Here is a 22,498-nt window from a genome sequence, read left to right as displayed (position 1 = left end):
GCGTGTAAGTCTTATTCTTCAATTTGGAAGATATAGCGAAACTTCCTGCACGTTAGTAGGACGGCAAGTGTAAGACGCAGAGGATAAAGGGAAGGGGATTTCGATGGCGGCGAATGAGCGGGGAGCCTGCTGGCCCCCCGTCAAACCCGCGTAATCAGCTGTTTGGCAGCAGACGGCAGGTGATGCTTTTGATGTAGCGGGTTTCGGCGATGGCTGGGTGAACCGGGTGATCCGGACCCTGGCCGCCACGTTCGAGCATCTGGATGTTGCGATCCAGGTGACGGGCGCTGGTCAGCAGGATGTTCTGCAGGTCATCTTCCGGCAGGTGCATCGAGCACGAAGCGCTGACGAGGATGCCGTCCTTGGTCAGCAGGCGCATGGCTTGCTCGTTCAGGCGACGGTAAGCGCCTTCGCCGTTCTTCATGTCTTTCTTGCGTTTGATGAAGGCCGGAGGATCGGCAACGATCACGTCGAAACGTTCTTCGCTGGCCTTCAGCTCTTTCAAGGCTTCAAACACGTCGCCTTCGATGCAGGTCATTTTCTCGGCAAAGCCGTTCAGCGCAGCGTTGCGCTCGACGCCGTCGAGGGCGAAGGCCGATGCGTCGACGCAGAACACTTCGTTGGCGCCGAAAGCGGCAGCCTGCACGCCCCAGCCACCGATGTAGCTATAGAGATCGAGGACGCGTTTGCCTTTGACATACGGTGCCAGGCGCGCGCGGTTCATGCGGTGGTCGTAGAACCAGCCGGTTTTCTGGCCCTGAATGACCGGCGCTTCGAACTTCACGCCGTTCTCTTCCAAAGCAACCCACTCCGGCACGAGGCCGAACACGGTTTCGACGTAGCGGTTGAGGCCTTCGGCGTCGCGCGCGGCGGAATCGTTCTTGAACAGAATGCCGCTTGGCTTGAGCACTTGGGTCAACGCGGCGATCACGTCTTCCTTATGCGCTTCCATGGTCGCAGAAGCGATTTGCACCACGAGGATGTCGCCGAAACGGTCGACCACCAGGCCCGGCAGCAGGTCGGAATCACCGTAGACCAGACGATAGAACGGCTTGTCGAACAGGCGATCGCGCAGCGACAACGCGACGTTGATGCGGTGCACCAGCAGCGATTTGTCCAGCGGCAACTTGATGTCGCGCGACAGCAGGCGCGCGCAGATCAGGTTGTTTGGGCTCATGGCGACGATGCCCAGCGGCTTGCCGCCGGCAGCTTCGAGGATCGCCTGATCGCCGGCCTTGAAGCCGTGCAAAGGAGTCGCGGCTACATCGATTTCGTTGCTGTAGACCCACAAGTGGCCGTTTCGCAGGCGACGGTCGGCGTTGGCTTTGAGGCGCAGGCTAGGCAGGGACATGACGTCGCTCCGGAAAAAAGAGCGGGAGTATAGCGTGTTGTGCCAGGCGGGTGGCCGGGCGGCGATGAAACGCTGATGCCGCCTTCGCAGGCAAATCTCACCCCTACAGGGAAATGCATTCCGAAGGTAGGAGCGAGGCTTGCCCGCGAAGGCGATTCTGGAGGTTACGCCGACAGCGCGCCAATCAACTCGCGGTTGAACGCCGGGATGTCATCCGGTTGGCGGCTGCTGATCAGGTTGCCGTCCTTGACCACTTCCTGATCAACCCAATGCGCGCCGGCATTGACCAAATCATCCTTGAGGGTTTTGAAACTGGTCATGGTTTTGCCATTGACCAGCCCGGCCGAGATCAGCAGCCAGCCACCGTGGCAAATCACTGCGATTGGCTTGCCCGCCGAAGCACCGGTCTTGACCAGGTGCTGGGCATCTTGATCGATACGAATTGTGTCGGAATTTTGCACGCCGCCGGGCAACACTACCGCATCGTATTGCTCGATGTGGGCAGCCTTGAAGGTCAGATCAACCTTGAAATCGTCCGCCGGTTTGTCGTGGTTCCAACCTTTGACCTGGCCTTCCTCGGCCGAAAGGATGTCCACTTTGGCGCCCGCCTGCTCCAGCGCCTGCTTGGGTCCGGTCAGTTCGACTTGCTCGAAACCGTCGGTGACCAGAATCGCGACGCGCTTGCCATTCAGGGAATTGGACATTGGATAAGCTCCTGACTTGAGTGGGAATTTGTCGCTGGCCGAAGCGCAATCGCCTCGCCGGCATTACAAACTCCGAAGCTTTATCGCAAATGAAAGTTCCGACGATGTGCCCACCGGTGTGTCGGGTGGTGGTTTTTAAAGGTTAGAATCGGCGCCTGTCCCAGAGTGTGTACTTATGTCCCAAGAGTTGACGTCCGAACAGATCCAACAGTCCCTGCAAGGCATCAGCGTGCCGGCCCAGCCGCAGATCATGGTGGATTTGCAGATGGAGCAGTACATGCCTGATCCGGACCTGGAAGTGATCGCCAAGTTGATCGCCCAGGACCCGGGCCTCTCCGGGGCGTTGCTGAAAATCGTCAACTCGCCGTATTACGGTTTGAGCAACAAGATCGCCTCGATCCAGCGTGCGGTGAACCTGCTGGGCAGCCGTTCGATCATCAACTTGATCAACGCGCAATCGATCAAAGGCGAGATGAACGACGACACCATCGTCACGCTCAACCGCTTCTGGGACACCGCGCAAGATGTCGCGATGACCTGCCTGACGTTGGCCAAACGCATTGGCTCGCAGGCCGGCGACGAGGCGTATGCGCTGGGCCTGTTCCACGATTGCGGCGTGCCGCTGATGCTCAAGCGCTTCCCCGAATACATGAAAACCCTCGAAGAGGCCTACGCCAACGCGAGCCCTGAGTGCCGGGTGGTCGACACCGAAAACCGCGTGTTCAACACCAACCACGCCGTGGTCGGGTACTACACCGCCAAATCCTGGCGCCTGCCGGAACACATCACCGCCGCCATCGCCAATCACCACAATGCGCTGGCGATTTTCAGCGACGAGTCGGCGCGCAACACGCAACTGAAAAACCTGCTGGCGATCCTGAAAATGGCCGAGCACATTTGCGCGTCGTACCGGGTGCTGGGCAACCAGAACGAAGACCACGAATGGAACAGCATCGGCCCGCTGGTGCTCGATTACGTCGGCCTCTCGGACTACGATTTCGAAACCCTCAAGCAAACCATTCGCGACCTCGGTGCTCATCACTGAGGCGCCGCATTTTTGCTCAAAAGCGTCTGATCCGAGAGCCCCATGCCTGAATTGCCGGAAGTCGAAACCACCCGCCGCGGCATCGCCCCGCACCTGGAAGGCCAGCGCGTCAGCCGGGTGATCGTGCGTGATCGACGCCTGCGCTGGCCGATCCCTGAAGACCTCGACGTGCGCCTGTCCGGCCAGCGCATCGTGCTGGTGGAGCGCCGCGCCAAATACTTGTTGATCAACGCCGAAGTCGGCACGTTGATCAGCCATTTGGGCATGTCGGGCAATTTGCGTCTGGTGGAAGTCGGCTCGCCGGCGGCCAAGCATGAGCACGTCGACATCGAACTCGAATCCGGCCTGGCCCTGCGCTACACCGACCCACGCCGGTTTGGCGCGATGCTCTGGAGCCTCGACCCGCTGAATCACGAATTGCTGATTCGCCTGGGCCCGGAACCGTTGACCGAGCTGTTCGACGGCGAGCGTCTGTTCCAGCAATCGCGCGGGCGCTCGATGGCGGTCAAGCCGTTCATCATGGACAACGCGGTGGTGGTCGGCGTCGGCAATATTTACGCGACCGAAGCGCTGTTCGCCGCCGGCATCGATCCGCGTCGCGAGGCCAAGAGCATTTCCCGCGCGCGTTATCTGAAGCTGGCAATCGAGATCAAACGCATCCTCGTCCACGCCATCGAGCGTGGCGGCACGACGCTGCGCGACTTTATCGGCGGCGACGGTCAGCCGGGGTATTTTCAGCAGGAATTGTTTGCTTACGGGCGGGGCAGCGAACCGTGCAAAGTCTGCGGCACGCTGCTGCGCGAGGTGAAGCTCGGCCAGCGCGCCAGCGTGTTTTGCCCGCGCTGCCAGAGCTGATTCGCCCGACGGTCTATAGTCAGTGTTCTCACTGCCTAGCCGAAGGACCGTGCCATGATTTCGTTTCGCACCTTTGTCGTTGCCCTGCTGCTGAGCGTCGGCCCGCCCGCGCTGGCGGCTGAACACGGCAGCGGCGACCCGCGCTACACCATTCAGAACCCTCCGGCGTTTGCCATGATCGGCGACTTGCTGATCGCCCGACCCTTGCTGGTCGCGGCGACGGTGATTGGCGCGGGGGTATTTGTGGTGTCGCTGCCATTTACCGCGCTGGGCGGCGGCGTGGGGGATGCGGGGCAGGCGTTGGTGGTCGATCCGGCGAGAGCGGCGTTTGTCAGGTGCCTGGGGTGTATCGGGGAAGGGTTCGAGCAGCGCGAGTGAAGGCAGTTGGATTTCAGGTGTGGCGGATGGCCTCATCGCGAGCAAGCTCGCTCCCACAGGTATAGCGCGGTCCATGTGGGAGCAAGGCTTGCCCGCGAAGGCGCCCTGACAGACGCCAAAAGCCTCAAGCCTTACCGGTAATCACCCGATATTTCGCCATCAACTGTTCTTCAGTCTCCGGGTGCGCTTCATCCAGCGGGATGCAATCCACCGGGCAGACTTGCTGGCACTGTGGCTCGTCATAGTGGCCGACACACTGCGTGCACAGGTTCGGGTCGATGACATAGATTTCTTCGCCCTGGGAAATGGCGGCGTTCGGGCACTCGGGTTCGCAGACGTCGCAATTGATGCAATCGTCGGTGATGATCAGGGACATGCTAACTCCAGCCGGGGCGGCAGGCCCGGGCGCAATAAACCAATGCGCGCAATTGTGCCGCATTGGCGCCCGCAGTGCACGCGGGCGCCGCTTGAGCGGTCGTTACTTCTTGAAGCGTTCGGTGAGGGCGTCGGCCACCGCAGGGTGGACAAACTTGGTGATGTCGCCGCCCAGCGCTGCAATTTCACGCACCAGCGTCGAGGAAATGAACGAATAACGCTCCGAAGGCGTGAGAAACAGACTCTCCACATCCGGCGCCAATTGGCGGTTCATGTTGGCCAGCTGAAATTCGTACTCGAAGTCCGAAACCGCCCGCAAACCACGCAGGAACACGTTGGCGTTCTTCTCTTTGGCAAAGTGCGCGAGCAGCGTCGAGAAACCGACGACTTCAACGTTGGGCAGATGTTTAGTGACCTCGCGGGCCAGCTCCACACGCTGTTCCAGAGGAAACAACGGGTTTTTCTTCGGGCTGGCAGCGACGGCAATGATCACGTGATCGAACAGGCGCGAGGCGCGTTCGACCAAGTCGCCATGGCCCTTGGTAATAGGGTCGAAGGTACCTGGGTACAACACTCGGTTCATCGCGTCGTCCTGGCGGGAGTCCGTTGGGGACTCGGATGGTATCGCAGCCTTCCCGGTCGGGAAAGTCGCCTTTTCGGTAAGAAAGCACTATAGACGATGGCCAACTCGGGTTTTTTCACGGGTTTTTCAGGCGTTCGGCCAGCGCTGTGGCGAGTTGCGCGGTCAGGCCGTACACCGACAATTGCGGGTTGGCGCCAATGCTGGTGGGGAACAGCGAGCCGTCGTGGATCGACAGATTGTCGAGCTGATGATGGCGGCCAAGGCTGTCAGTCACGGCGTATTTGGGGTCTTCGCCCATTGCGCAACCGCCCATCACGTGCGCGCTGCCCAGGCGTGTGCGGTACAACTCAAGGCTCAAGCCGTCGATCAAACTGCGCGCCTCGGCAGTCGTTTTCACGTAGCGCGCATCGGCGTGCATCGGCATCACCGCTTTCGCGCCACCAGCAAACTGGATCTCGGCCATGCTGTGAAACGCCCGGCGCAAACCGTCCCAGGTGTAGGGCGAGACCTGATAGTCGAGCACTGGCGTGCCGTCGCCGCGCAACTCGACGCTGCCGCCGACACTGTCCGGGTGAAAGCCGTCGCGCAGCAAGGCGAGCATGGCGTGGGTGTGCGGCAGGTTTTCCATGTGTTGCGAATTTTCCTGGCCGAAGCCGCCAAGCAAAGTCGCCGCCAATGCCGGTTGCAGCGGCGGCACTTCGAGCTTGTAAGACATTTTGCCGGTGGTGCCGTCCTGCCATTGAAAGTGGTCGGTATAAATCGACTGCGGCGCACCGTAGAACGGGTTGATCACCTCATCGAACAACCCGGCCGACATATTCACCAAGTGCAGAAACGTGCGTCTGCCGAGCCGCTTGTGCGGGTCCGGCGCCTCGGAACGCAGCAGCAGCGCCGGGCTGTTGATCCCGCCGCCGGCCAGCACGTAATGCCGCGCCTTGACCGTGATGGTGCGCCCGGTTGGCGCGACGCAGCGCTCATCCATCGCCGCGCATTCGAGGCCAGTGACCTTGCCGTTGTTGATCGACAACTTCTCGGCGCGCGCCAGGTACAGCAGCTCGCCGCCGTTTTCCAGGGTCGCCGGAATGGTCGTCACCAGCATTGATTGCTTGGCGTTGGTCGGGCAACCCATGCCGCAATAACCGAGGTTCCAGCAGCCGCGCACATTGCGCGGGATCACGTGCCAGCTATAGCCGAGTTGCTCGCAACCTTTGCGGATCACGTCGTTGTTGGCGTTGGGCGGGACCAGCCACGGGGCGACGCCGAGGCGCTGTTCCATTTTCTCGAACCACGGCGCCATTTCGGCGGGGCTGTGACCTTTGACTTGGTGTTCGCGCGCCCAGTGTTCGAGGGTTGGCTGCGGGGTGCGGAAGCTCGATGTCCAGTTGATCAGCGTGGTGCCGCCGACCGCGCGGCCCTGGAGGATGGTGATCGCGCCGTCCTTGCTCATGCGGCCGATGCCTTCCTGATACAGGCTGGCGTAGGCCTGATCTTCGAGCATCTTGAAATCGCTGCTGGTGCGCAGCGGGCCCTCTTCGATCAGCAACACTTTGTAGCCAGCGGCGCTGAGGATTTCTGCGGTGGTGCCGCCGCCGGCACCGCTGCCGATGATTGCCACGTCCGCTTCCAGCGTCAGGTCGCCGGTCAGTTGCGCGCCGTTATAGGTTTTCCAGCCACGGGCCAGGCCTTCGCGAAACGGATCGGGTACGGGCATGTTCGGCTTCTCTTTTTATTTTGGGTTCTGTGGTGTGGCGGCGGACGTCATCGCGAGCAAGCTCGCTCCCACATTGGAATTGCGCTGTTCACACAATCTGATCAGCAACCCGCAACCCCTGTGGGAGCGAGCTTGCTCGCGATGGGGGCGACACATTTTTCAAACCACCGGCGGCCCCGGATACCCGCAATGCGCCCACGATTCCTTGCGGCTGTACCACGCCATCATCACCAGTTGCAGCAACGAACTGTGGCCCATGCGCAGCAAATTCAACGAACTGTTCTCCCAGCGCTCTAGAAAATGCCCAATCTGCTGCGCCGAAGCATTTTCCCAACTGCCCCAAACTCCCGTCAGCGGACCACGGGTCACGGTCATCCCGAGCACGTCGAACAATTGGCGAGTCAGCTTGAGCATTTCCGGCGATAGGTGATCCAGGCCGTTGTCGAGGTTTTTCAACGTGCCGTCGACAGCGCTCGGCATAGCATCGACCGCCACGGCGCCGTCGAGCATCACCGGAATCAACGCGCGCAGAAACAGCAAATCACTGCGGCGCAGCGTGGCGAAACCGTCCGCCGCAACGCTCGACGAACAGCCGCTGAGGCTGGCGCCGAGGCCGGCGGTGGCCAGAAAAGCACTGGCGCCGAGGCTGAATTTGAGCAAGTCGCGGCGGGACAGCGCGGGGGAATCGGACAGGCTAGGGCTCATTCTTGTTATTACCCGAGGGTCTGCAGCGTTAGCGGATAAACAGCTTCTGAATCAGTTTCTGAATCGCTTTGCCATACGGCGGATAGATCAGCTTCGCCGCGTTGAAGCGCTGTTTGATCAGCACACCTTTGGCTTTGCTGAACGTCAGGAAACCTTCGTGGCCGTGGTAATGGCCCATGCCCGAAGCGCCGATGCCGCCGAACGGCATGTCGTCCTGAGCAACATGCAGCAACGTGTCGTTCAGGCACACGCCGCCGGAATGAGTCTCGTGGAGCACGCGTTGTTGTTCGCGTTTGTCGTAGCCGAAGTAGTACAGCGCCAGTGGCCGAGGTCGCTGATTGATGTAGGCAAACGCCTGATCGAGGTCGGTGTACGGCACGATCGGCAGCAGCGGGCCGAAGATTTCGTCCTGCATCACGGTCATCTCATCGCTGACATTCAGCAGCAGACTGTGGGCCATGCGCCGGCCCTGACCTTGCTCGAACAGCGGAATCAGCAATGCGCCCTTGCTGGTGGCATCGCTGACATAGCCGTTTAGCCGCGTCAGTTGTCGGTCATTGATGATTGCGGTGTAGTCCGGGTTGTCGGCGAGTGTCGGATAAAACCCGCGAACCGCCTGACGATAGGCTTCGACGAACGCGCCGACGCGGTCCTCGGGGACCAGCACGTAATCGGGGGCGACACAGGTTTGCCCGGCATTAAGGGTTTTGCCGAAGGCGATGCGCTCGGCGGCGTCCTTGAGCGGCACGTCGCGGGAGACGATGGCGGGGGATTTGCCGCCCAGTTCCAGGGTTACCGGCGTGAGGTTTTCCGCCGCCGCGCGCATCACGTGTTTGCCGATGCTGGTGGCGCCGGTGAACAACAAATGATCAAAGCGCAGCCGCGAGAACGCGACGCCGATGTCCGCTTCGCCGAGGACCACGCACACCAGGTCTTGCGGGAAGATCCGCCCGAGCAATTCTTTGAGCAGCAACCCGGTGGCCGGGGTCGATTCGCTGAGTTTGAGCATCACCCGATTGCCCGCCGACAACGCGCCCACCAGCGGCCCGATGGCGAGGTACAGCGGATAATTCCACGGCACGATCACGCCGACCACGCCCAATGGCTGATAAACCACTTTGGCCGAGGCCGGTTGAAACGCGAGGCCGACTTTGCGCCGCGAGGCTTTCATCCAGCCCTTGAGGTGCTGGCTGGCGTAGTGAATGCCGTGCAGGCTCGGCATCAGTTCGGCGAGCAGGGTTTCATCGGCGCTGCGATGGCTGAAATCCTTGCTGATCGCCGCGATCAACGCTTGGCGCTCGTCGCTCAACAAGTCGCGTAATGCCTTGAGCCATTGCTGGCGCTGGGCGGCGGGCGGCATCGGGTTGGCGGCGTACGCGGCGCGCTGTGAGTTAAACAAGGTCTGGAGCTCGTCCAACGGCTGCTGTAAGTTCTGCAAATACGCGATGTCGGCAGTCATGGAAGGCTCCGGATTTTTATTCTGATAACAGGCTTTTTAGAGTCTAAGCTCTAGAAAGTCAAACGACTTCCTGACGCAGCTTTGTTTTATCCGTTCACGGATAGGCCGTAAGATGCGCGTCACCGCACTCTGAATTAAAGCTCAAGCCATGGCCCCCAGGATCAAAACCAGCGAGCGCATCGTGCAGAACAGCTTGGAGCTGTTCAATCAGCAGGGTGAGCGCAGCATCAGCACCAATCACATTGCCGCCCACATGGAAATTTCCCCGGGCAACCTGTACTACCACTTCCCGAACAAGCAGGCGATTATCGCGGTGCTGTTCAGTGAGTACGAAACCCTGGTGGACAGCTTTTTGCGTCCGCCGCAGGGGCGAGGTGCCACGGTTGAAGACAAGCGCTATTACCTCAAAGAGCTGCTGTCGGCGATGTGGCGTTACCGGTTCCTGCACCGCGACCTCGAACATTTGCTTGAGAGCGACCCGGATCTGGCCGCGCGTTACCGGCGCTTTTCCCAGCGCTGCGTGATTCAGGGCTCGGCGATCTACCAAGGGTTTGTCGAGGCCGGGATCCTCAAAATGGATCAAGTGCAGATCGAATCCCTGACCATCAATGCCTGGATCATCCTCACCTCGTGGGTGCGTTTTCTGTGCACCACGCGCGAAAACTCCAACCACTTGAGCGAGCAGGCGATCAAACGCGGCGTGTATCAGGTGCTGGTGCTTGAAGCCGGGTTTGTCACCGATGAGGCGCGGCACGAGGTCAACACGCTGTTTGAAGAGTTTTACGTGCCACTCGCCCAGGCCCTGGAAGAAAAGCACTAGGATCAGCCATCGACTCAACTGCAGGAGCCCGTTATGCCCATTGCGCAACTGATCAGCCCGCACGCGTTGGACCTGAAAAAGGAGCAGCCGGGGCTGGTGATCCTCGATTGTCGTTTTGCCCTCGAAGACCCGGACTACGGTCAGCGCAGTTATGCCGAAGGGCACATCGCCGGGGCGAGTTTTGCCGATCTTGAGCGTGATCTGAGCGGGCCGGTGATCAAAGGTGTGACCGGGCGCCATCCGTTGCCGGCACCCGAAGACTTTGTCGAGCGTCTGCAAGCCTGGGGCGTCAACGCCGACAGCGAGGTGGTTTTGTATGACGACGGCCCCGGTGCTTTCGCCGCGCGGGCCTGGTGGTTGCTGGCGTGGCTGGGCAAACGCGACGGCGTGTTTATTCTCGATGGCGGGCTCAAGGCCTGGCACGCGGCGGGGCTGCCGCTGAGTCTGGACGCGCCGTCGATTGTCCGTGGCACGTTCAGCGGTACGCCGGATGCGGCCATGGTGCTCGATGCGGAGCAACTGCAGCAGCGTCTCGGCCAACCTCAACTGACCTTGCTCGACGCCCGCGCCTTGCCGCGTTTCAAGGGTGAAGTGGAACCGATCGACCCGATCGCCGGGCACATCCCCGGCGCGCAGTGCGCGGCGTTTACCGACAACCTTGGCAGCGACGGCCGTTTCCTGCCGGCCGAGCAACTCAAGCAGCGTTTCGCGGCGAAACTCGCTGATCGTTCACCGACAGAGCTGGTCGCCTACTGCGGCTCGGGCGTGACGGCTTGCCACAATTTGTTCGCGTTGTGCCTGGCGGGTTATCCATTGGCGGCGCTGTACGCCGGCTCGTGGAGCGAATGGATCAACCAACCGGCACGGGGCATCGCCACCGGCGAATAACCCAACCCCCTGTAGGAGCGAGCCTGCTCGCGATCGCGGTAAATCATTCAGCAAAAACGTTGACTGACCCGGCGCTATCGCGAGCAGGCTCACTCCTACATTTGGTTGGGTGGCAGGCTTAATTTCAGCGAATGCCGAATCACGCTATTCGCGATCCTCGGCGGTATACGCCGATCCCTTGTAGGAGCGAGCCTGCTCGCGATCGCGGTGGGTCATTCAGCAAAAACGTTGACTGCCCCGGCGCTATCGCGAGCAGGCTCGCTCCTACATTTGGTTGGGTGGCAGGCTTAATTTCAGCGAATGCCGAATCACGCTATTCGCGATCCTCGGCGGTATACGCCGATCCCCTGTAGGAGCGAGCCTGCTCGCGATCGCGGTAGGTCATTCAGCAAAAACGTTGACTGACCCGGCGCTATCGCGAGCAGGCTCACTCCTACATTAGGTTCGTGTCTGACGCGGATTATTGGCGATGTGCGGCCGTCAGCCATTGCGGGATGCGCCGTTCCAGGTAGTAGCCCGGCTGGCGCAGTGAGCCGTCGACGAAGCCGACGTGCCCACCCTTTGGCTGCAACTCGAATTGCGTTGATGCCGACAATTCCTCGGCCAGCGGCAAGCTGTGCGGGAACACAAACGGGTCGTCAGCCGCTTGGATGATCAGCGTCGGTGTGCGAATTTCGCCGAGGAAATAGCGGCTCGAGGCGCGACGATAGTAATCCTCGGCATCGACAAAACCATGCAGCGGCGCGGTGATCCGGCCGTCGAAATCCCAGAACGTGCGCATGTTCTCCAGCGAACCCAGCGCGGCCAGTGCCGCCAAGCCATCCTCGCGCCCGTCATGCTGAAACTGACGCTGTTTGTTCTTGATGTAGGCGACCATCTCGCGCATGAAGTGCGCCTGATAGACCTTGGAAAATCCCTTGCCGATTCGGTCGGCGCACTGATCAAGACGAAACGGCACTGACACCGCCACCGCGCCTAGCACGCCGCTGTCGCTGCCGGTTTCGCCCAGATGCTTGAGCAAGACATTGCCGCCCAGCGAATAGCCGACCGCGTACAACGGCGCGAGCGGGCGCTTGGCTTTCAGGTGTTTGATCGCTTCGGCGAGGTCTTCACTGGCGCCGGAATGGTAGCTGCGTGGCAACAGGTTCGGCTCGCCCGAGCAGCCGCGCCAGTTCAGCGCGACGCTGGCCCAACCCTGCGCCGCCAAAACTTTTTGCAGGCCGGCGACGTAGGGCGAATTGGACGAACCGGTCAACCCGTGCAGCACCAGAACCAACGGTGCGTCGGCGCTGTGCGGGCCGTGCCAGTCGAGGTCGAGGAAATCGCCGTCCTCCAGCCACAGCCGTTCGCGCTCACGTTCGATGTGCGTGGTTTTGCGCCACAACGGGCCCCACAAGGTTTGCAAGTGCGGATTGCTCAGGCCGAAGGCCGGGGTGAAACGTTCGTCAGGCTGGTACAAGTGGGTTCTCTGCAAGGTCAAACAATCGGCGGCAGGGCGGAAACGCGCTGCCCTACAGCCTGTATTCATGGCGCTTAACTTGCCACAGTCGCCGTGTCGGCGCGACACATAGTCTGCGGCACAACCTGCGCCGGGGCAGGCAAGGGCAATTGCGCGACGCTCGGGCCGACGCTCACCACCGACCATTTTTCCGCATCCACATGGCGGTTCAGCGCGGCTTTGATGTCGGCGAGGGTCAGGTCGCGCGCCTGCAAAGTCGTAAAGTCCAGATCGAGCGGCAAGTCGCGCTCATTGATCTCGACCAGCCGCGACAGGATATGCGTGTTGCTGGCGCTGGTCAGCGCACTGTTGTTGCGCAAATAACCCTTGGCATTATCCAGTTCCTGCTGCGTCGGACCTTGCACCAGGAACTCGCGATAAAGCTCTTTGACCAACGCCACCGTGCCGTCGCGAAACTGTGGCCGCGTGGTGAATTCGATCACCGCCAGACCGGCCGCGTGCAGCGGCGGCGATTTGAGTTGCGCGGTGTAGGTGAGCCCACGTTTTTCACGCAGCTCGGTCATCAATCGAGAGCTGACACGCTGCCCGCCGAAGATTGCATGCGCCACCCGCAGCGCTGCGTAATCCGGGTGCTGGCGCGGCACGCTCAGTTGGCCGAGAACAATGTGCGTCTGGTTCGACGCGCGCTCAATGTGCCGCGCAGTAGCCACGGCGATTGGCTGTGGAAGCGGCGTTGCCGGCATCACAAGCACATTCGCCGGCAAGGCATTGATGATTTGCAGACTGATCGTCTGCGCCTGCTCCAGCGTCAGGTCGCCGACCAGCGTAATCTGCACATTCGCCGCGCTGTAGGCCTGACGATGAAATGCCTGAACCTGAGCAATCGACAACTTTTCGAGACTTTGCGCCGTGCCAAACACCGGTTGTGCATAAGGATGGCCGGCCAGCAGCGCCGCGTTGAGCGCTTGGTTGATTTGCAGATCGGGATCGTGATGCTGGACGTTCAGCAACTCGGTTATCTGGGTTTTCACCCGAGTGAGGGACTTTTCGCTGACCACTGGCTGGCCGAGCATCTGCGTAAACAACCGCAGCGCCGGTTCGCGTTGTTCGTCAGCGGCGAGGCTGCGCAGGGACAACGAAGCACGGTCGTAGTGGATGTTCATGTCGAACTTCGCGCCCAGCCCATCAAAACTTTCCAGAATGGCCGCCAGGTCTTTGCCCGCGACACCTTGGTTGATCGAGTTGAAGGCTGCAGCAGCGAGCCCCGGGTGTTCGCCGTCCTGCGCACTGCCAGCGGCGAAGCTGACATGTGCGTCGAAGATCGGCAGTTCCTGCGTGCGGATAAACAGCACTTTGCCGCCGGCAGGGGATTTCCAGCCGTGGATGTTCAGGTTGCGCGTGGCGATCGGTTGCTGGTGCAGTTCTGCCAGCGATTGCAGACGCGAAGACGCAGCTTGGTCGGCGGCAAACACTGGCGCGGCTGGCAGGCAATTGAGCAACAGCAAACCGAGCGCCGTGACGGTGAAGGTATTCATGGTTGTGCTCCAACGAGAACGTGGGCGGTGCTCAGGCGTTGCCGGGTGAAATAGGTCGCGGCGGCTTGCTGGATATCTTCGGGCGTCACCTGTTTCAGTTGATTGACCTCGTCGTCCATCTCGCGCCACGACACGCCGATGCTTTCGAAGGAACCCAAACGGTCAGCCTGATCCTCGATGGCGTCGCGGCCGTAAAGCCGATTGGCGATCAGTTGCGTGCGCGCGCGTTCCAGTTCTTCTGCGCCGGGAGGGTTTGTCTTGAATTCGTCGAGCAACTGCCAGATGCGTTTTTGCGCTTCGTCGAGGCTAATGGTTTGCCGGGTATGCAGTTCGGCGTCGAGAGTAAAGAGGCTGTCGCCGCGAAACAGCGAGTTGTATTCGGACGCAGTCGCCGAAAACAGCCGCTCGCCGAATTGCAGGCGTTTGCGCACACGCGAACTGTCGGAGCCGGCCAGCAGGGTGCTGAGCAGGGTAAGCGCATGCACGGTTCGCTGGTTTTGCGCGGTGCGAAGGCTCGGTACGTTGAACGCCATCAGCAGCCGTGGCGCGGCAATCGGCTGATGCAGGATGATCTTGCGTTCGCCCGGTTCGGCGAGTTCGAGGGAGGTTCGGGTGGCGACAAAAGGTTTGCTCGGCAGCACGCCGAAATAGCGTTCGACCAGCGGTTTCACCCGTTCCAGCGTCACGTCACCGACGATCACCAACGTCGCGTTCCCCGGCGCATACCGTGCTTGATACCAGTCGCGCAGTTCGGCGGCATTCATCCGTTGCAGGTCGTGCATCCAGCCGATGATCGGCGCGCCGTAGCTGCTGGCCGGGTAGGCGAGGCTCTCCAGATGATATTGCGCAGTGGCGCTGAAATCATCGTCGACGCGTAAACGGCGTTCAGCCTGAATGACCGCCATTTCCGGAACGAAATCCTCGGCGCGCAAGTGTGCGGTCGACATCATGTCCGCCAGCACTTCAAAGGAAACGCCGAGTTGGTGCGGCAGCATGGTCTGGTAATAAGTGGTGACGTCTTTGTCGGTGAAGGCGTTTTGCGCAATGCCCAGCGTGTCGAAAATGCTCGACGCTTCGCCTGCGCAAAGCTTGCTGCTGCTCTTGAAGAGCATGTGTTCGAGCGCGTGAGACAGGCCGGACTGGCCCGGTGGTTCGTCGGCGGAACCGACCTTGAACCACAGTTGCGAAGTGACTACCGGCGCGCGATGGTCTTCGCGCACGACGACTTTCAAGCCGTTGCTCAGGGTGAATTCGTGCGTGGGTTGTACGGTGGATAGCGCGAATTGCGCAGGTTCGGCGAGGGCCGAGAAGGGCAGTAGCCAGGCGAAAAGCAGCATCCTGCTGCATAAGAGGTTCATGCGTGTTCATCCCAGTGGTTTGCCGAAATTGGCCAAACCACTGTGGAGAACCGCATGACGCCGTTGGCGGTAACTATTTACCGCACGCGCCAGGCACTTGCATGCCTGGCGGACAACGGGCTCAGTTTTGACCGCTCAGTTAGCCAGCGCGCTACGCTGCCACAGCGCGTAATACACGCGACCGGATTTCTGCTCGCGGTGCAGGCGCCAGTTGCCCGGCAAGCCCAGCGACGACGGGGCGTTTTCGCTTTCGGTGTAGACCCACGCGTCATCGGCCAGCCATTGGCGTTCTTCGAGCAAGGCGCACACACCCGGCAACAAGTCCTGATTGAACGGCGGGTCGAGGAACACCACGTCATACGCGGTTGCCGTTTGGGTTTCCAGGTAGCGCAAGGCATCGGCGGTTTGCACCTGGCCGGTGGTGCAGCGCAGGGTGCCCAGGTGTTCCTTGATGCTCGAAACCGCGATGTTGCTGGCGTCCAGCGCCTGGCCCATGGCCGCGCCGCGCGACAGCGCTTCGAGGAACAACGCGCCGCTGCCGGCGAATGGATCCAGCACCTTGGCCCCGGCGATGTAGGGCGCGAGCCAGTTGAACAGGGTTTCACGCACCCGGTCCGGGGTCGGACGCAGGCCCGGCGCGTCGGGGAAGCTGAGTTTGCGGCTGCCCCATTCGCCACCAATGATGCGCAATTGATTCACGCCGTTATGCACGTTGTGAACGGGTTTTTTTGGACGCGATGGACTGGCCATTAATGCTCCGGAACCCCGAGCGGCTGCTCGGCAGGTTTATCAGATGGGGCCGGTAACGGCTTTTGCGGCACGGTCGGGCCAGCGCTGACGATGACCATTTTGTCCGTGCTCAAGTGTTTGTTCAGTGCAGTTTTGACTTGCTCGACGGTCAGGCTCTGGGACTGTTGCATGAAGTCTTCCAGATAACTCAGCGGCAAATTGTAGAAACCCATGGCGCCGAGCTGGCCGACGATATCGGCGTTGCTGGCGGTGGACAGCGGGAAGCTGCCGGCCAGTTCACGCTTGGCGTCGTCGAGTTCTTTTTGCGTCGGACCGGTTTTAAGGTAGTCGGCGAGCACGTCTTGCACCAGTTTCAAGGTGCCTTCGCTCATTTCCGCGCGCGTCTGCAAATTGATCATGAACGGGCCGCGCGCCTGCATCGGGCTGAAACCCGAATACACGCCGTAGGCCAAGCCACGCTTCTCGCGCACTTCGCTCATCAGGCGCGTGCCGAAACCGCCGCCCCCGAGAATCTGGTTGCCCAGCGACAGCGCCGCGTAGTCCGGATCATCACGGTCGATGCCCAATTGCGCGAGCATCAAGTTGGTCTGTTTCGACGGAAACTCGATGTGACCGATGCTCGCCTTGGGTTCGGTTGGCTGCGCAATCTTCGCCAGCGCCGGGCCTTTTGGCAGGGTGCTGGAGACTTGCGCGGCAATCGCTTCGGCCTCGGCGCGCGACAGATCACCGACCAGAGCAATCACCACATTGCCGCCGGCGTAGGCTTTCTCATGGAACGCGCGCAGCTGGGCGAGGGTGATCGCCGGAATGGTTTTCGCCGTGCCGTCGCTGGAGCTGGCGTACGGGTGGTCGCCGTACAGGCGCTTCATCAACTCGATGCCGGCGAGTTTGCCGGGGTTCTGCTTCTGGTATTCGAAACCGGCGAGCAGTTGGTTTTTGATCCGCGCGAATGAGTCGGCAGGGAAGGTCGGTTTGCCGACCACTTCCGAGAACAGCTTCAGGGCAGGTTCACGTTTGTCCGCTGCGCTCAAACTGCGCAACGACGCCACGGCCATGTCCTTGTAGGCACCGTTGCCGAAATCCGCGCCGAGGCCTTCAAAGCCCTGCGCGATGGCGCCGACGTCTTTGCCGTCCACGCCTTCGTTGAGCATGGCGTTGGTCAGCATCGCGAGGCCCGGCGCATCGCCGTCCTGGCTGCTGCCGGCAGCGAAGATCAGGCGCATGTCGAACATGGGCAATTCGCGCGCTTCAACGAACAGCACTTTCGCGCCTTCGGCGGTGGTCCAGTGCTGCACGTCGAGGTTGCGGTGGTTCGGGGCCTTGCCGTCGAGTTCGGCCAGCGACTGCAATTTCTGGCTGGACTTGGCGTTGTCGAGCGCTTCGCTGGCGGTCGACTCGTCGGGGCGCAACAGGTAAACGGTGGCCGAGCCGATCAACGCAACGAGGATCAGCCCGATCAGCGCCAGGCGCGGTTTTTTACGCTCACTCATGAGTCGTCTCCTCTGGCAGTACGTGGGCGACGCTGAGACGTTCGCGGGTGAAATACAGCTTGGCGGCGTTCTGGATGTCTTGCGGGGTCACGCTTTCGAGATCGGCGAGTTCGCTGTCCATCAACTTCCACGACAGGCCGACGGTTTCCAGTTGGCCGATAGCGGTGGCCTGGCTGGTGATCGAATCACGCTCGTAGACCAGACCGGCAATCACTTGGGCGCGCACCCGTTCCAGTTCTTCGGCGGACGGCGCGGTGGTTTTCAGTTGATCGAGCAACTTCCACAACCCGGCCTCGGCTTGCGCAATGGTCTTGTTCATTTGCGTGTTCGGCGTCGCCGACAACGTGAACAGGCTGTCGCCGCGAGTGTAGGCGTCGTAGCTCGACGAACCGCCGGACACCAGTTCTTCGCCGCGCTCCAGTTGTGTCGGGATGCGACCGCTGTAGCCGCCATCCAGCAGCGCCGAGATCAGGCGCAAGGCGTTGACCGAACGTTTGTCCTCGGCGGTGGCGATGCTCGGCACGTTGAAGGCGAGCATCAGGCTCGGCAGTTGCGTCTGTACGTGCAAGGTCATCAAGCGTTCGCCGGGCTCGGCGAGTTCCAGCGGAATTTTCGCTGGCGGTACGTCGCGCTTGGCGATCGGGCCGAAGTAGCGCTGGGCGAGGGTTTTGACTTCGTCCGGGGTGACGTCGCCGACTACCACCAGCGTGGCGTTATTCGGCACGTACCAGGATTGATACCAGTGGCGCAGCTCTTCGACCTTCATGCGGTCAAGGTCCGCCATCCAGCCGATGGTCGGCGTGTGATAGCCACTGGCCGGGTAAGCCATGGCTTTGAAGCGTTCGTAAGCCTTGGCCATTGGCTTGTCGTCGGTGCGCAAGCGACGTTCTTCTTTAATAACCTCGATTTCGCGGCTGAATTCGTCGGCCGGCAATTTCAGGTTGGCCATGCGGTCGGCTTCGAGTTCGAAGGCGACGCCGAGGCGGTCGCGGGCCAGAACCTGGTAATACGCGGTGAAGTCATCGCTGGTGAAGGCGTTTTCTTCCGCGCCGAGGTCGCGCAGGATCAGCGACGCTTCGCCGGGGCCGACTTTGTCGCTGCCCTTGAACATCATGTGTTCCAGCGCGTGGGACAAACCGGTCTGGCCCGGCGTCTCATAGCTTGAGCCGACCTTGTACCAGACTTGGGACACCACCACCGGCGCACGATGGTCTTCGCGCACGACGACCTTCAAGCCGTTGTCGAGGGTGAATTCATGAGTGGGTTGTGGATCGGCAGCCAGGGCCGAGAGGGGCAGACAAACTGTGCTGAGCAGCAGGCCTGCGGCGCGGCGGGCTAGAGCATTCATACGTTTTTAAACCTTTGGGGCTGCCCGCTTGTTCTTAGCGTCAGCGGGCGAGAGGGTGCTAGGATACTGGTCCGTTTTACTGGCGGCCACGCCTGTGAGCCCTTTTATCGGGCGACAGGTTGTATGGGTTCCCGGCAGAAGCTTTGAGTTTGTCCGCTAAACTCAACGTTTTCGCCGACGATGCCGGTCCAGTCCTTCGTGTTAGTCGACCTTTGAGGTGCCCGTGGCACTTCGACAAATTGTTGCGCGTGAACAAGCTGGGTGAATCGCAGTCTGTTCTGCATCGAATATTTATTTGCCGGGGCGCCCATGGCGCTTCGCTTGCGTGAGATAGCCGTCCTCCATGTTTGGTTCCAACGACGACAAGAAGACCCCAGCTGCGGCTGGCGAGAAGAAAGGCCTGTTCGGATGGCTGCGCAAAAAGCCGCAGGAACCCGTGGTCGAACAGCCGCAGCCAATTCCTGAGCCCGCTCCCGAGCCGGTGATAGAACCCGAGCCGCTTATAAAGGAAGAACCGGCGCCGATTGTTCTGCCGATCGCCGAGCCGGTGCTGCAACCGGCTGCCGAGGCTGAGCCTGAGCCTGAGCTTGAGGCTGACGCTGAACGTGAGCCTGGACGCGAGCCGCAAGCTGAGATCGCCGCCGATCTGCCATTGACGCCGGTCGCCGAGCCTTGGCTGACCTTGCCGGTGGCGGAAGAGCCGGTGGCACTGGTTGAAGACGAGCAGGCCGCGCACATCGCGCCGCCGATTCCTGCGCCGATTGCGTTTACCCCTGAGCCGGTTCAGGTGCCAGTCATCGAGCTGGCTCCCGCGCTGATGCAGATCTCCGAACCGGCACCTGCTGCGCCAGAACCACAAGCGCCGGTATTCGCCGCGCCGGCTGCGCCGATTGTGGTGACGCCAGAGCCAGTGCCTGCGCCAGTACCAGCACCCGTTATCGCCCCGGTGGTTGCTGAAGCTCCGGTCGCCATCATCGAAACCCCTGCCGAGGCGCCGCGCACCGAAGAAACCAAAGCCGGTTTCTTCGCCCGCCTCAAGCAAGGCCTGTCCAAGACCAGCGCCAGTATCGGCGAGGGCATGGCCAGCCTGTTTCTGGGGCGCAAGACCATCGATGACGAGTTGCTCGAAGACATCGAAACCCGTTTGCTGACCGCCGACGTTGGCGTCGAAGCGACCTCGGTAATCATTCAGCGCCTGACTCAGAAAGTCGCGCGCAAAGAGTTGGCCGATGCCGACGCGCTGTACAAATCCCTGCAAGCGGAACTGGCGGCGATGCTCAAGCCGGTTGAACAGCCGCTGAAAATCAATGCGCAGAACAAGCCTTTCGTGATTCTGGTGGTTGGCGTCAACGGCGCCGGCAAAACCACGACCATCGGCAAACTGGCGAAGAAGCTGCAACTGGAAGGCAAGAAAGTCATGCTCGCCGCCGGCGACACCTTCCGCGCCGCTGCCGTCGAGCAATTGCAGGTCTGGGGTGAGCGCAACAAGATTCCGGTCATCGCCCAGCACACCGGCGCCGACTCGGCCTCGGTGATCTTCGACGCCGTGCAGGCCGCCAAGGCGCGCGGCATCGATGTGTTGATTGCCGACACTGCCGGCCGTCTGCACACCAAAGACAATTTGATGGAAGAGTTGAAGAAGGTTCGCCGGGTTATCGGCAAACTCGACGCCGACGCGCCGCATGAAGTGCTGCTAGTGCTCGACGCCGGGACCGGCCAGAACGCCATCAACCAGGCCAAGCAGTTCAACCAGACCGTGCAACTGACCGGCCTGGCGCTGACCAAACTCGACGGCACCGCCAAGGGCGGGGTGATTTTCGCCCTGGCCAAACAGTTCGGTTTGCCTATCCGCTACATCGGTGTCGGTGAAGGCATCGATGACTTGCGCACTTTTGAAGCAGAACCCTTTGTCCAGGCATTGTTTGCCGAGCGGGAGCGTTCATGATTCGTTTCGAACAGGTCGGTAAACGCTACCCGAACGGTCACGTCGGCTTGCATGAGCTGAGCTTTCGAGTCCGTCGAGGCGAATTCTTGTTTGTTACCGGCCATTCCGGCGCCGGTAAAAGCACCTTGTTGCGGCTGCTGCTGGCCATGGAGCGTCCGAGTACCGGCAAACTGCTGCTGGCCGGGCAAGACCTGAGCACCATCAGCAACGCGCAGATTCCGTATCTGCGGCGGCAGATTGGCGTGGTGTTCCAGAATCACCAGTTGCTGTTTGATCGCACCGTGTTCAACAACGTCGCGTTGCCGTTGCAGATTCTCGGTTTGTCCAAAGCCGAGATCGTCAAACGCGTGGATTCAGCGCTTGAGCGCGTGGCGCTGTCGGACAAAACCGACCTGTACCCCGGCGACCTGTCGACCGGTCAGCAACAGCGCGTCGGCATTGCCCGCGCCATCGTCCATCGCCCGGCCCTGCTGCTGGCGGACGAACCGACCGGTAACCTCGACCCGCGTCTGGCGGCAGAAATCATGGGCGTGTTCGAAGACATCAACCGTCTGGGCACCAGCGTATTGATCGCCAGCCACGACCTGGCACTGATCGCGCGCATGCGCCACCGCATGCTGACCTTGCAACGCGGCCGCTTGATCGGTGACGGGGAGGCCGGCGTATGAGTGCGACGCGCAGTAACAAACTGTCCGAGCGCGTGGCGCCGAAAGCCGCCGACCCGCAGCCGCAGAAGAAAAAACGCGACGATGACGATGGCCCGGATTTCGCCACGCTGTTTCGCGCCTGGATCGAAAGCCATCGCGCCAGCCTGCTGGACAGCCTGCGTCGGTTGGGCAAGCAGCCAATCGGCAGTTTCTTCACCTGCATGGTGATGGCGGTGGCCCTGAGTTTGCCAATGGGGCTGTCACTTCTGCTGAATAACGTCGAACGTCTCGGCGGTTCGTGGCAGCGCGCGGCGCAGATTTCGCTGTATCTGCAACTCGACGCCAGCACCGAGCAGGGCGAGGCGTTGCGCGAGCAGATCAAAGGCATCCCCGGGGTTGCCGAGGCTGAGTATGTCGGCCGCGATCAGGCGCTGGAAGAATTCCAGCAACAGTCCGGGCTGGGCGAGGCGCTTAAAGAGCTGCCGGAAAACCCGCTGCCGGGCGTTGTGCTGGTGACGCCGAACGAAGTCGACAAGCCTGCGCTTGAAGCATTGAGACAAAAACTTTCCGAATTGCCCAAGGTACAGCAGGCGCAACTTGATCTAGTCTGGGTCGAACGTCTGGCCGCGATCCTCAAGCTTGGCGACCGTTTTGTCTTCGGGCTGACCGTGTTGCTGGTTTCTGCATTACTTTTGGTGATAGGCAATACCATTCGTCTTCATATCGAAAACCGCCGCACAGAGATAGAAGTGATTAAACTCGTCGGCGGCACGGACAGCTATGTACGCAGGCCTTTTCTGTACATGGGCGCGCTATATGGCTTGGGTGCTGGGTTTCTTTCGTGGGGCGTCCTGGCGTTTGGCCTGAACTGGCTGAACGACGCGGTGGTTGGGCTGGCCGGCTTGTACGGCAGTAATTTTGCGCTGGCCGGAGTGCCAGTCGCCGATGGTCTGTCGCTCTTGCTTGGCGCTGTGCTGTTGGGTTATATCGGTGCATGGATTGCAGTCGCACGTCATCTCAGGGAGCTGGCGCCGAAGTAGTAAATTTTTGCGCGTATTGACCTTTCAGTTTTAATGGGAACTTGTCCCTTGG

The 22,498-nt window shown here is 61.0% G+C and carries 21 protein-coding genes; 8 read left to right on the top strand and 13 right to left on the bottom strand.

The window, feature by feature from the left end; genetic code table 11:
• Positions 1 to 154 precede the first annotated feature (154 nt).
• Both FBY12_RS15460 and FBY12_RS15455 read right to left on the bottom strand, forming a co-directional pair.
• The gene (locus FBY12_RS15460; RefSeq protein WP_092276696.1) at positions 155 to 1,351 is read right to left on the bottom strand and encodes a class I SAM-dependent rRNA methyltransferase; all 1,197 of its coding nucleotides are present in this window, start codon (positions 1,349 to 1,351) and stop codon (positions 155 to 157) included.
• Between the two features lie 164 nt (positions 1,352 to 1,515).
• Entirely contained in the window at positions 1,516 to 2,055 is a 540-nt protein-coding gene (locus FBY12_RS15455) for a type 1 glutamine amidotransferase domain-containing protein (protein WP_092276699.1), read from the bottom strand.
• Between the two features lie 229 nt (positions 2,056 to 2,284).
• Between FBY12_RS15455 and FBY12_RS15450 the strand changes: the two genes are divergently transcribed.
• Genes FBY12_RS15450 through FBY12_RS15440 form a run of 3 tightly spaced genes read left to right on the top strand, consistent with a single transcriptional unit; the run spans position 2,285 to position 4,333 of the window.
• A complete protein-coding gene (locus FBY12_RS15450) occupies positions 2,285 to 3,100 on the top strand; it encodes an HDOD domain-containing protein (RefSeq protein WP_167370473.1) in 816 nt (271 codons plus the stop codon).
• 42 nt (positions 3,101 to 3,142) lie between these two features.
• Entirely contained in the window at positions 3,143 to 3,955 is an 813-nt protein-coding gene (mutM, locus tag FBY12_RS15445) for a bifunctional DNA-formamidopyrimidine glycosylase/DNA-(apurinic or apyrimidinic site) lyase (RefSeq protein WP_145253701.1), read from the top strand.
• A 54-nt stretch (positions 3,956 to 4,009) separates the two neighbouring features.
• Positions 4,010 to 4,333: a multidrug transporter gene (locus FBY12_RS15440; RefSeq protein WP_092276708.1), complete on the top strand. Its 324-nt coding sequence runs from the start codon at positions 4,010 to 4,012 to the stop codon at positions 4,331 to 4,333.
• A gap of 124 nt (positions 4,334 to 4,457) precedes the next feature.
• Here FBY12_RS15440 and FBY12_RS15435 read toward each other — a convergent pair whose 3' ends face one another.
• The 5 genes from FBY12_RS15435 to FBY12_RS15415 form a co-directional block, all read right to left on the bottom strand.
• Complete coding sequence (locus tag FBY12_RS15435; protein ID WP_048722619.1) at positions 4,458 to 4,709, bottom strand: YfhL family 4Fe-4S dicluster ferredoxin; 252 nt, start codon at positions 4,707 to 4,709, stop codon at positions 4,458 to 4,460.
• Between the two features lie 102 nt (positions 4,710 to 4,811).
• Positions 4,812 to 5,291, bottom strand: coding sequence for a pantetheine-phosphate adenylyltransferase (gene coaD / locus FBY12_RS15430; protein ID WP_045059801.1), 480 nt, complete (start codon positions 5,289 to 5,291; stop codon positions 4,812 to 4,814).
• A 115-nt stretch (positions 5,292 to 5,406) separates the two neighbouring features.
• Positions 5,407 to 7,002, bottom strand: coding sequence for a GMC family oxidoreductase (locus FBY12_RS15425; protein WP_145253698.1), 1,596 nt, complete (start codon positions 7,000 to 7,002; stop codon positions 5,407 to 5,409).
• A gap of 159 nt (positions 7,003 to 7,161) precedes the next feature.
• On the bottom strand, positions 7,162 to 7,707 hold the full coding sequence (locus FBY12_RS15420; RefSeq protein WP_145253695.1) for a twin-arginine translocation pathway signal protein: 546 nt from the start codon (positions 7,705 to 7,707) through the stop codon (positions 7,162 to 7,164).
• A 28-nt stretch (positions 7,708 to 7,735) separates the two neighbouring features.
• Complete coding sequence (locus tag FBY12_RS15415) at positions 7,736 to 9,166, bottom strand: coniferyl aldehyde dehydrogenase (RefSeq protein ID WP_145253692.1); 1,431 nt, start codon at positions 9,164 to 9,166, stop codon at positions 7,736 to 7,738.
• A 148-nt stretch (positions 9,167 to 9,314) separates the two neighbouring features.
• On the opposite strand from FBY12_RS15415, the gene FBY12_RS15410 reads away from it, so the two are divergent.
• Both FBY12_RS15410 and FBY12_RS15405 read left to right on the top strand, forming a co-directional pair.
• The gene (locus FBY12_RS15410; RefSeq protein ID WP_121733201.1) at positions 9,315 to 9,986 is read left to right on the top strand and encodes a TetR/AcrR family transcriptional regulator; all 672 of its coding nucleotides are present in this window, start codon (positions 9,315 to 9,317) and stop codon (positions 9,984 to 9,986) included.
• Between the two features lie 33 nt (positions 9,987 to 10,019).
• Positions 10,020 to 10,874, top strand: coding sequence for a sulfurtransferase (locus FBY12_RS15405; protein ID WP_145253688.1), 855 nt, complete (start codon positions 10,020 to 10,022; stop codon positions 10,872 to 10,874).
• Between the two features lie 460 nt (positions 10,875 to 11,334).
• Here FBY12_RS15405 and FBY12_RS15395 read toward each other — a convergent pair whose 3' ends face one another.
• From FBY12_RS15395 to FBY12_RS15370, 6 genes are all read right to left on the bottom strand, one after another.
• Positions 11,335 to 12,333, bottom strand: a complete 999-nt coding sequence (locus tag FBY12_RS15395) for a hydrolase (protein ID WP_145253682.1) — start codon at positions 12,331 to 12,333, stop codon at positions 11,335 to 11,337.
• Positions 12,334 to 12,407: 74 nt separating this feature from the next.
• On the bottom strand, positions 12,408 to 13,868 hold the full coding sequence (locus FBY12_RS15390; RefSeq protein WP_145253679.1) for a pitrilysin family protein: 1,461 nt from the start codon (positions 13,866 to 13,868) through the stop codon (positions 12,408 to 12,410).
• Positions 13,865 to 15,226 (bottom strand): pitrilysin family protein, encoded by a 1,362-nt coding sequence (locus FBY12_RS15385; RefSeq protein WP_145253676.1) that lies wholly within the window; start codon positions 15,224 to 15,226, stop codon positions 13,865 to 13,867. Before FBY12_RS15385 ends, FBY12_RS15390 begins: the two co-directional genes overlap by 4 nt.
• Positions 15,227 to 15,361: 135 nt before the next feature.
• Complete coding sequence (rsmD, locus tag FBY12_RS15380) at positions 15,362 to 15,976, bottom strand: 16S rRNA (guanine(966)-N(2))-methyltransferase RsmD (RefSeq protein WP_109502842.1); 615 nt, start codon at positions 15,974 to 15,976, stop codon at positions 15,362 to 15,364.
• Positions 15,976 to 17,466, bottom strand: coding sequence for a pitrilysin family protein (locus FBY12_RS15375; RefSeq protein WP_145253673.1), 1,491 nt, complete (start codon positions 17,464 to 17,466; stop codon positions 15,976 to 15,978). Before FBY12_RS15375 ends, rsmD begins: the two co-directional genes overlap by 1 nt.
• Entirely contained in the window at positions 17,459 to 18,814 is a 1,356-nt protein-coding gene (locus FBY12_RS15370; RefSeq protein ID WP_121733194.1) for a pitrilysin family protein, read from the bottom strand. Before FBY12_RS15370 ends, FBY12_RS15375 begins: the two co-directional genes overlap by 8 nt.
• A 343-nt stretch (positions 18,815 to 19,157) precedes the next feature.
• Between FBY12_RS15370 and ftsY the strand changes: the two genes are divergently transcribed.
• From ftsY to ftsX, 3 genes are read left to right on the top strand one after another with little or no spacing between them, the layout of a single operon-like run.
• Entirely contained in the window at positions 19,158 to 20,759 is a 1,602-nt protein-coding gene (ftsY, locus tag FBY12_RS15360) for a signal recognition particle-docking protein FtsY (RefSeq protein ID WP_145253670.1), read from the top strand.
• Positions 20,756 to 21,427, top strand: a complete 672-nt coding sequence (gene ftsE, locus FBY12_RS15355) for a cell division ATP-binding protein FtsE (protein ID WP_025215982.1) — start codon at positions 20,756 to 20,758, stop codon at positions 21,425 to 21,427. Before ftsY ends, ftsE begins: the two co-directional genes overlap by 4 nt.
• On the top strand, positions 21,424 to 22,446 hold the full coding sequence (gene ftsX, locus FBY12_RS15350; protein ID WP_092276751.1) for a permease-like cell division protein FtsX: 1,023 nt from the start codon (positions 21,424 to 21,426) through the stop codon (positions 22,444 to 22,446). The genes ftsE and ftsX overlap by 4 nt, the downstream gene beginning before the upstream one ends.
• Positions 22,447 to 22,498: the final 52 nt, after the last annotated feature.

This window comes from Pseudomonas sp. SJZ131, assembly GCF_007828705.1.
Taxonomy (GTDB): Bacteria; Pseudomonadota; Gammaproteobacteria; order Pseudomonadales; family Pseudomonadaceae; genus Aquipseudomonas; species Aquipseudomonas prosekii.
Note: the sequence above shows the minus strand (reverse complement) of the source record. Positions and strands in the feature narration are given on the sequence as shown.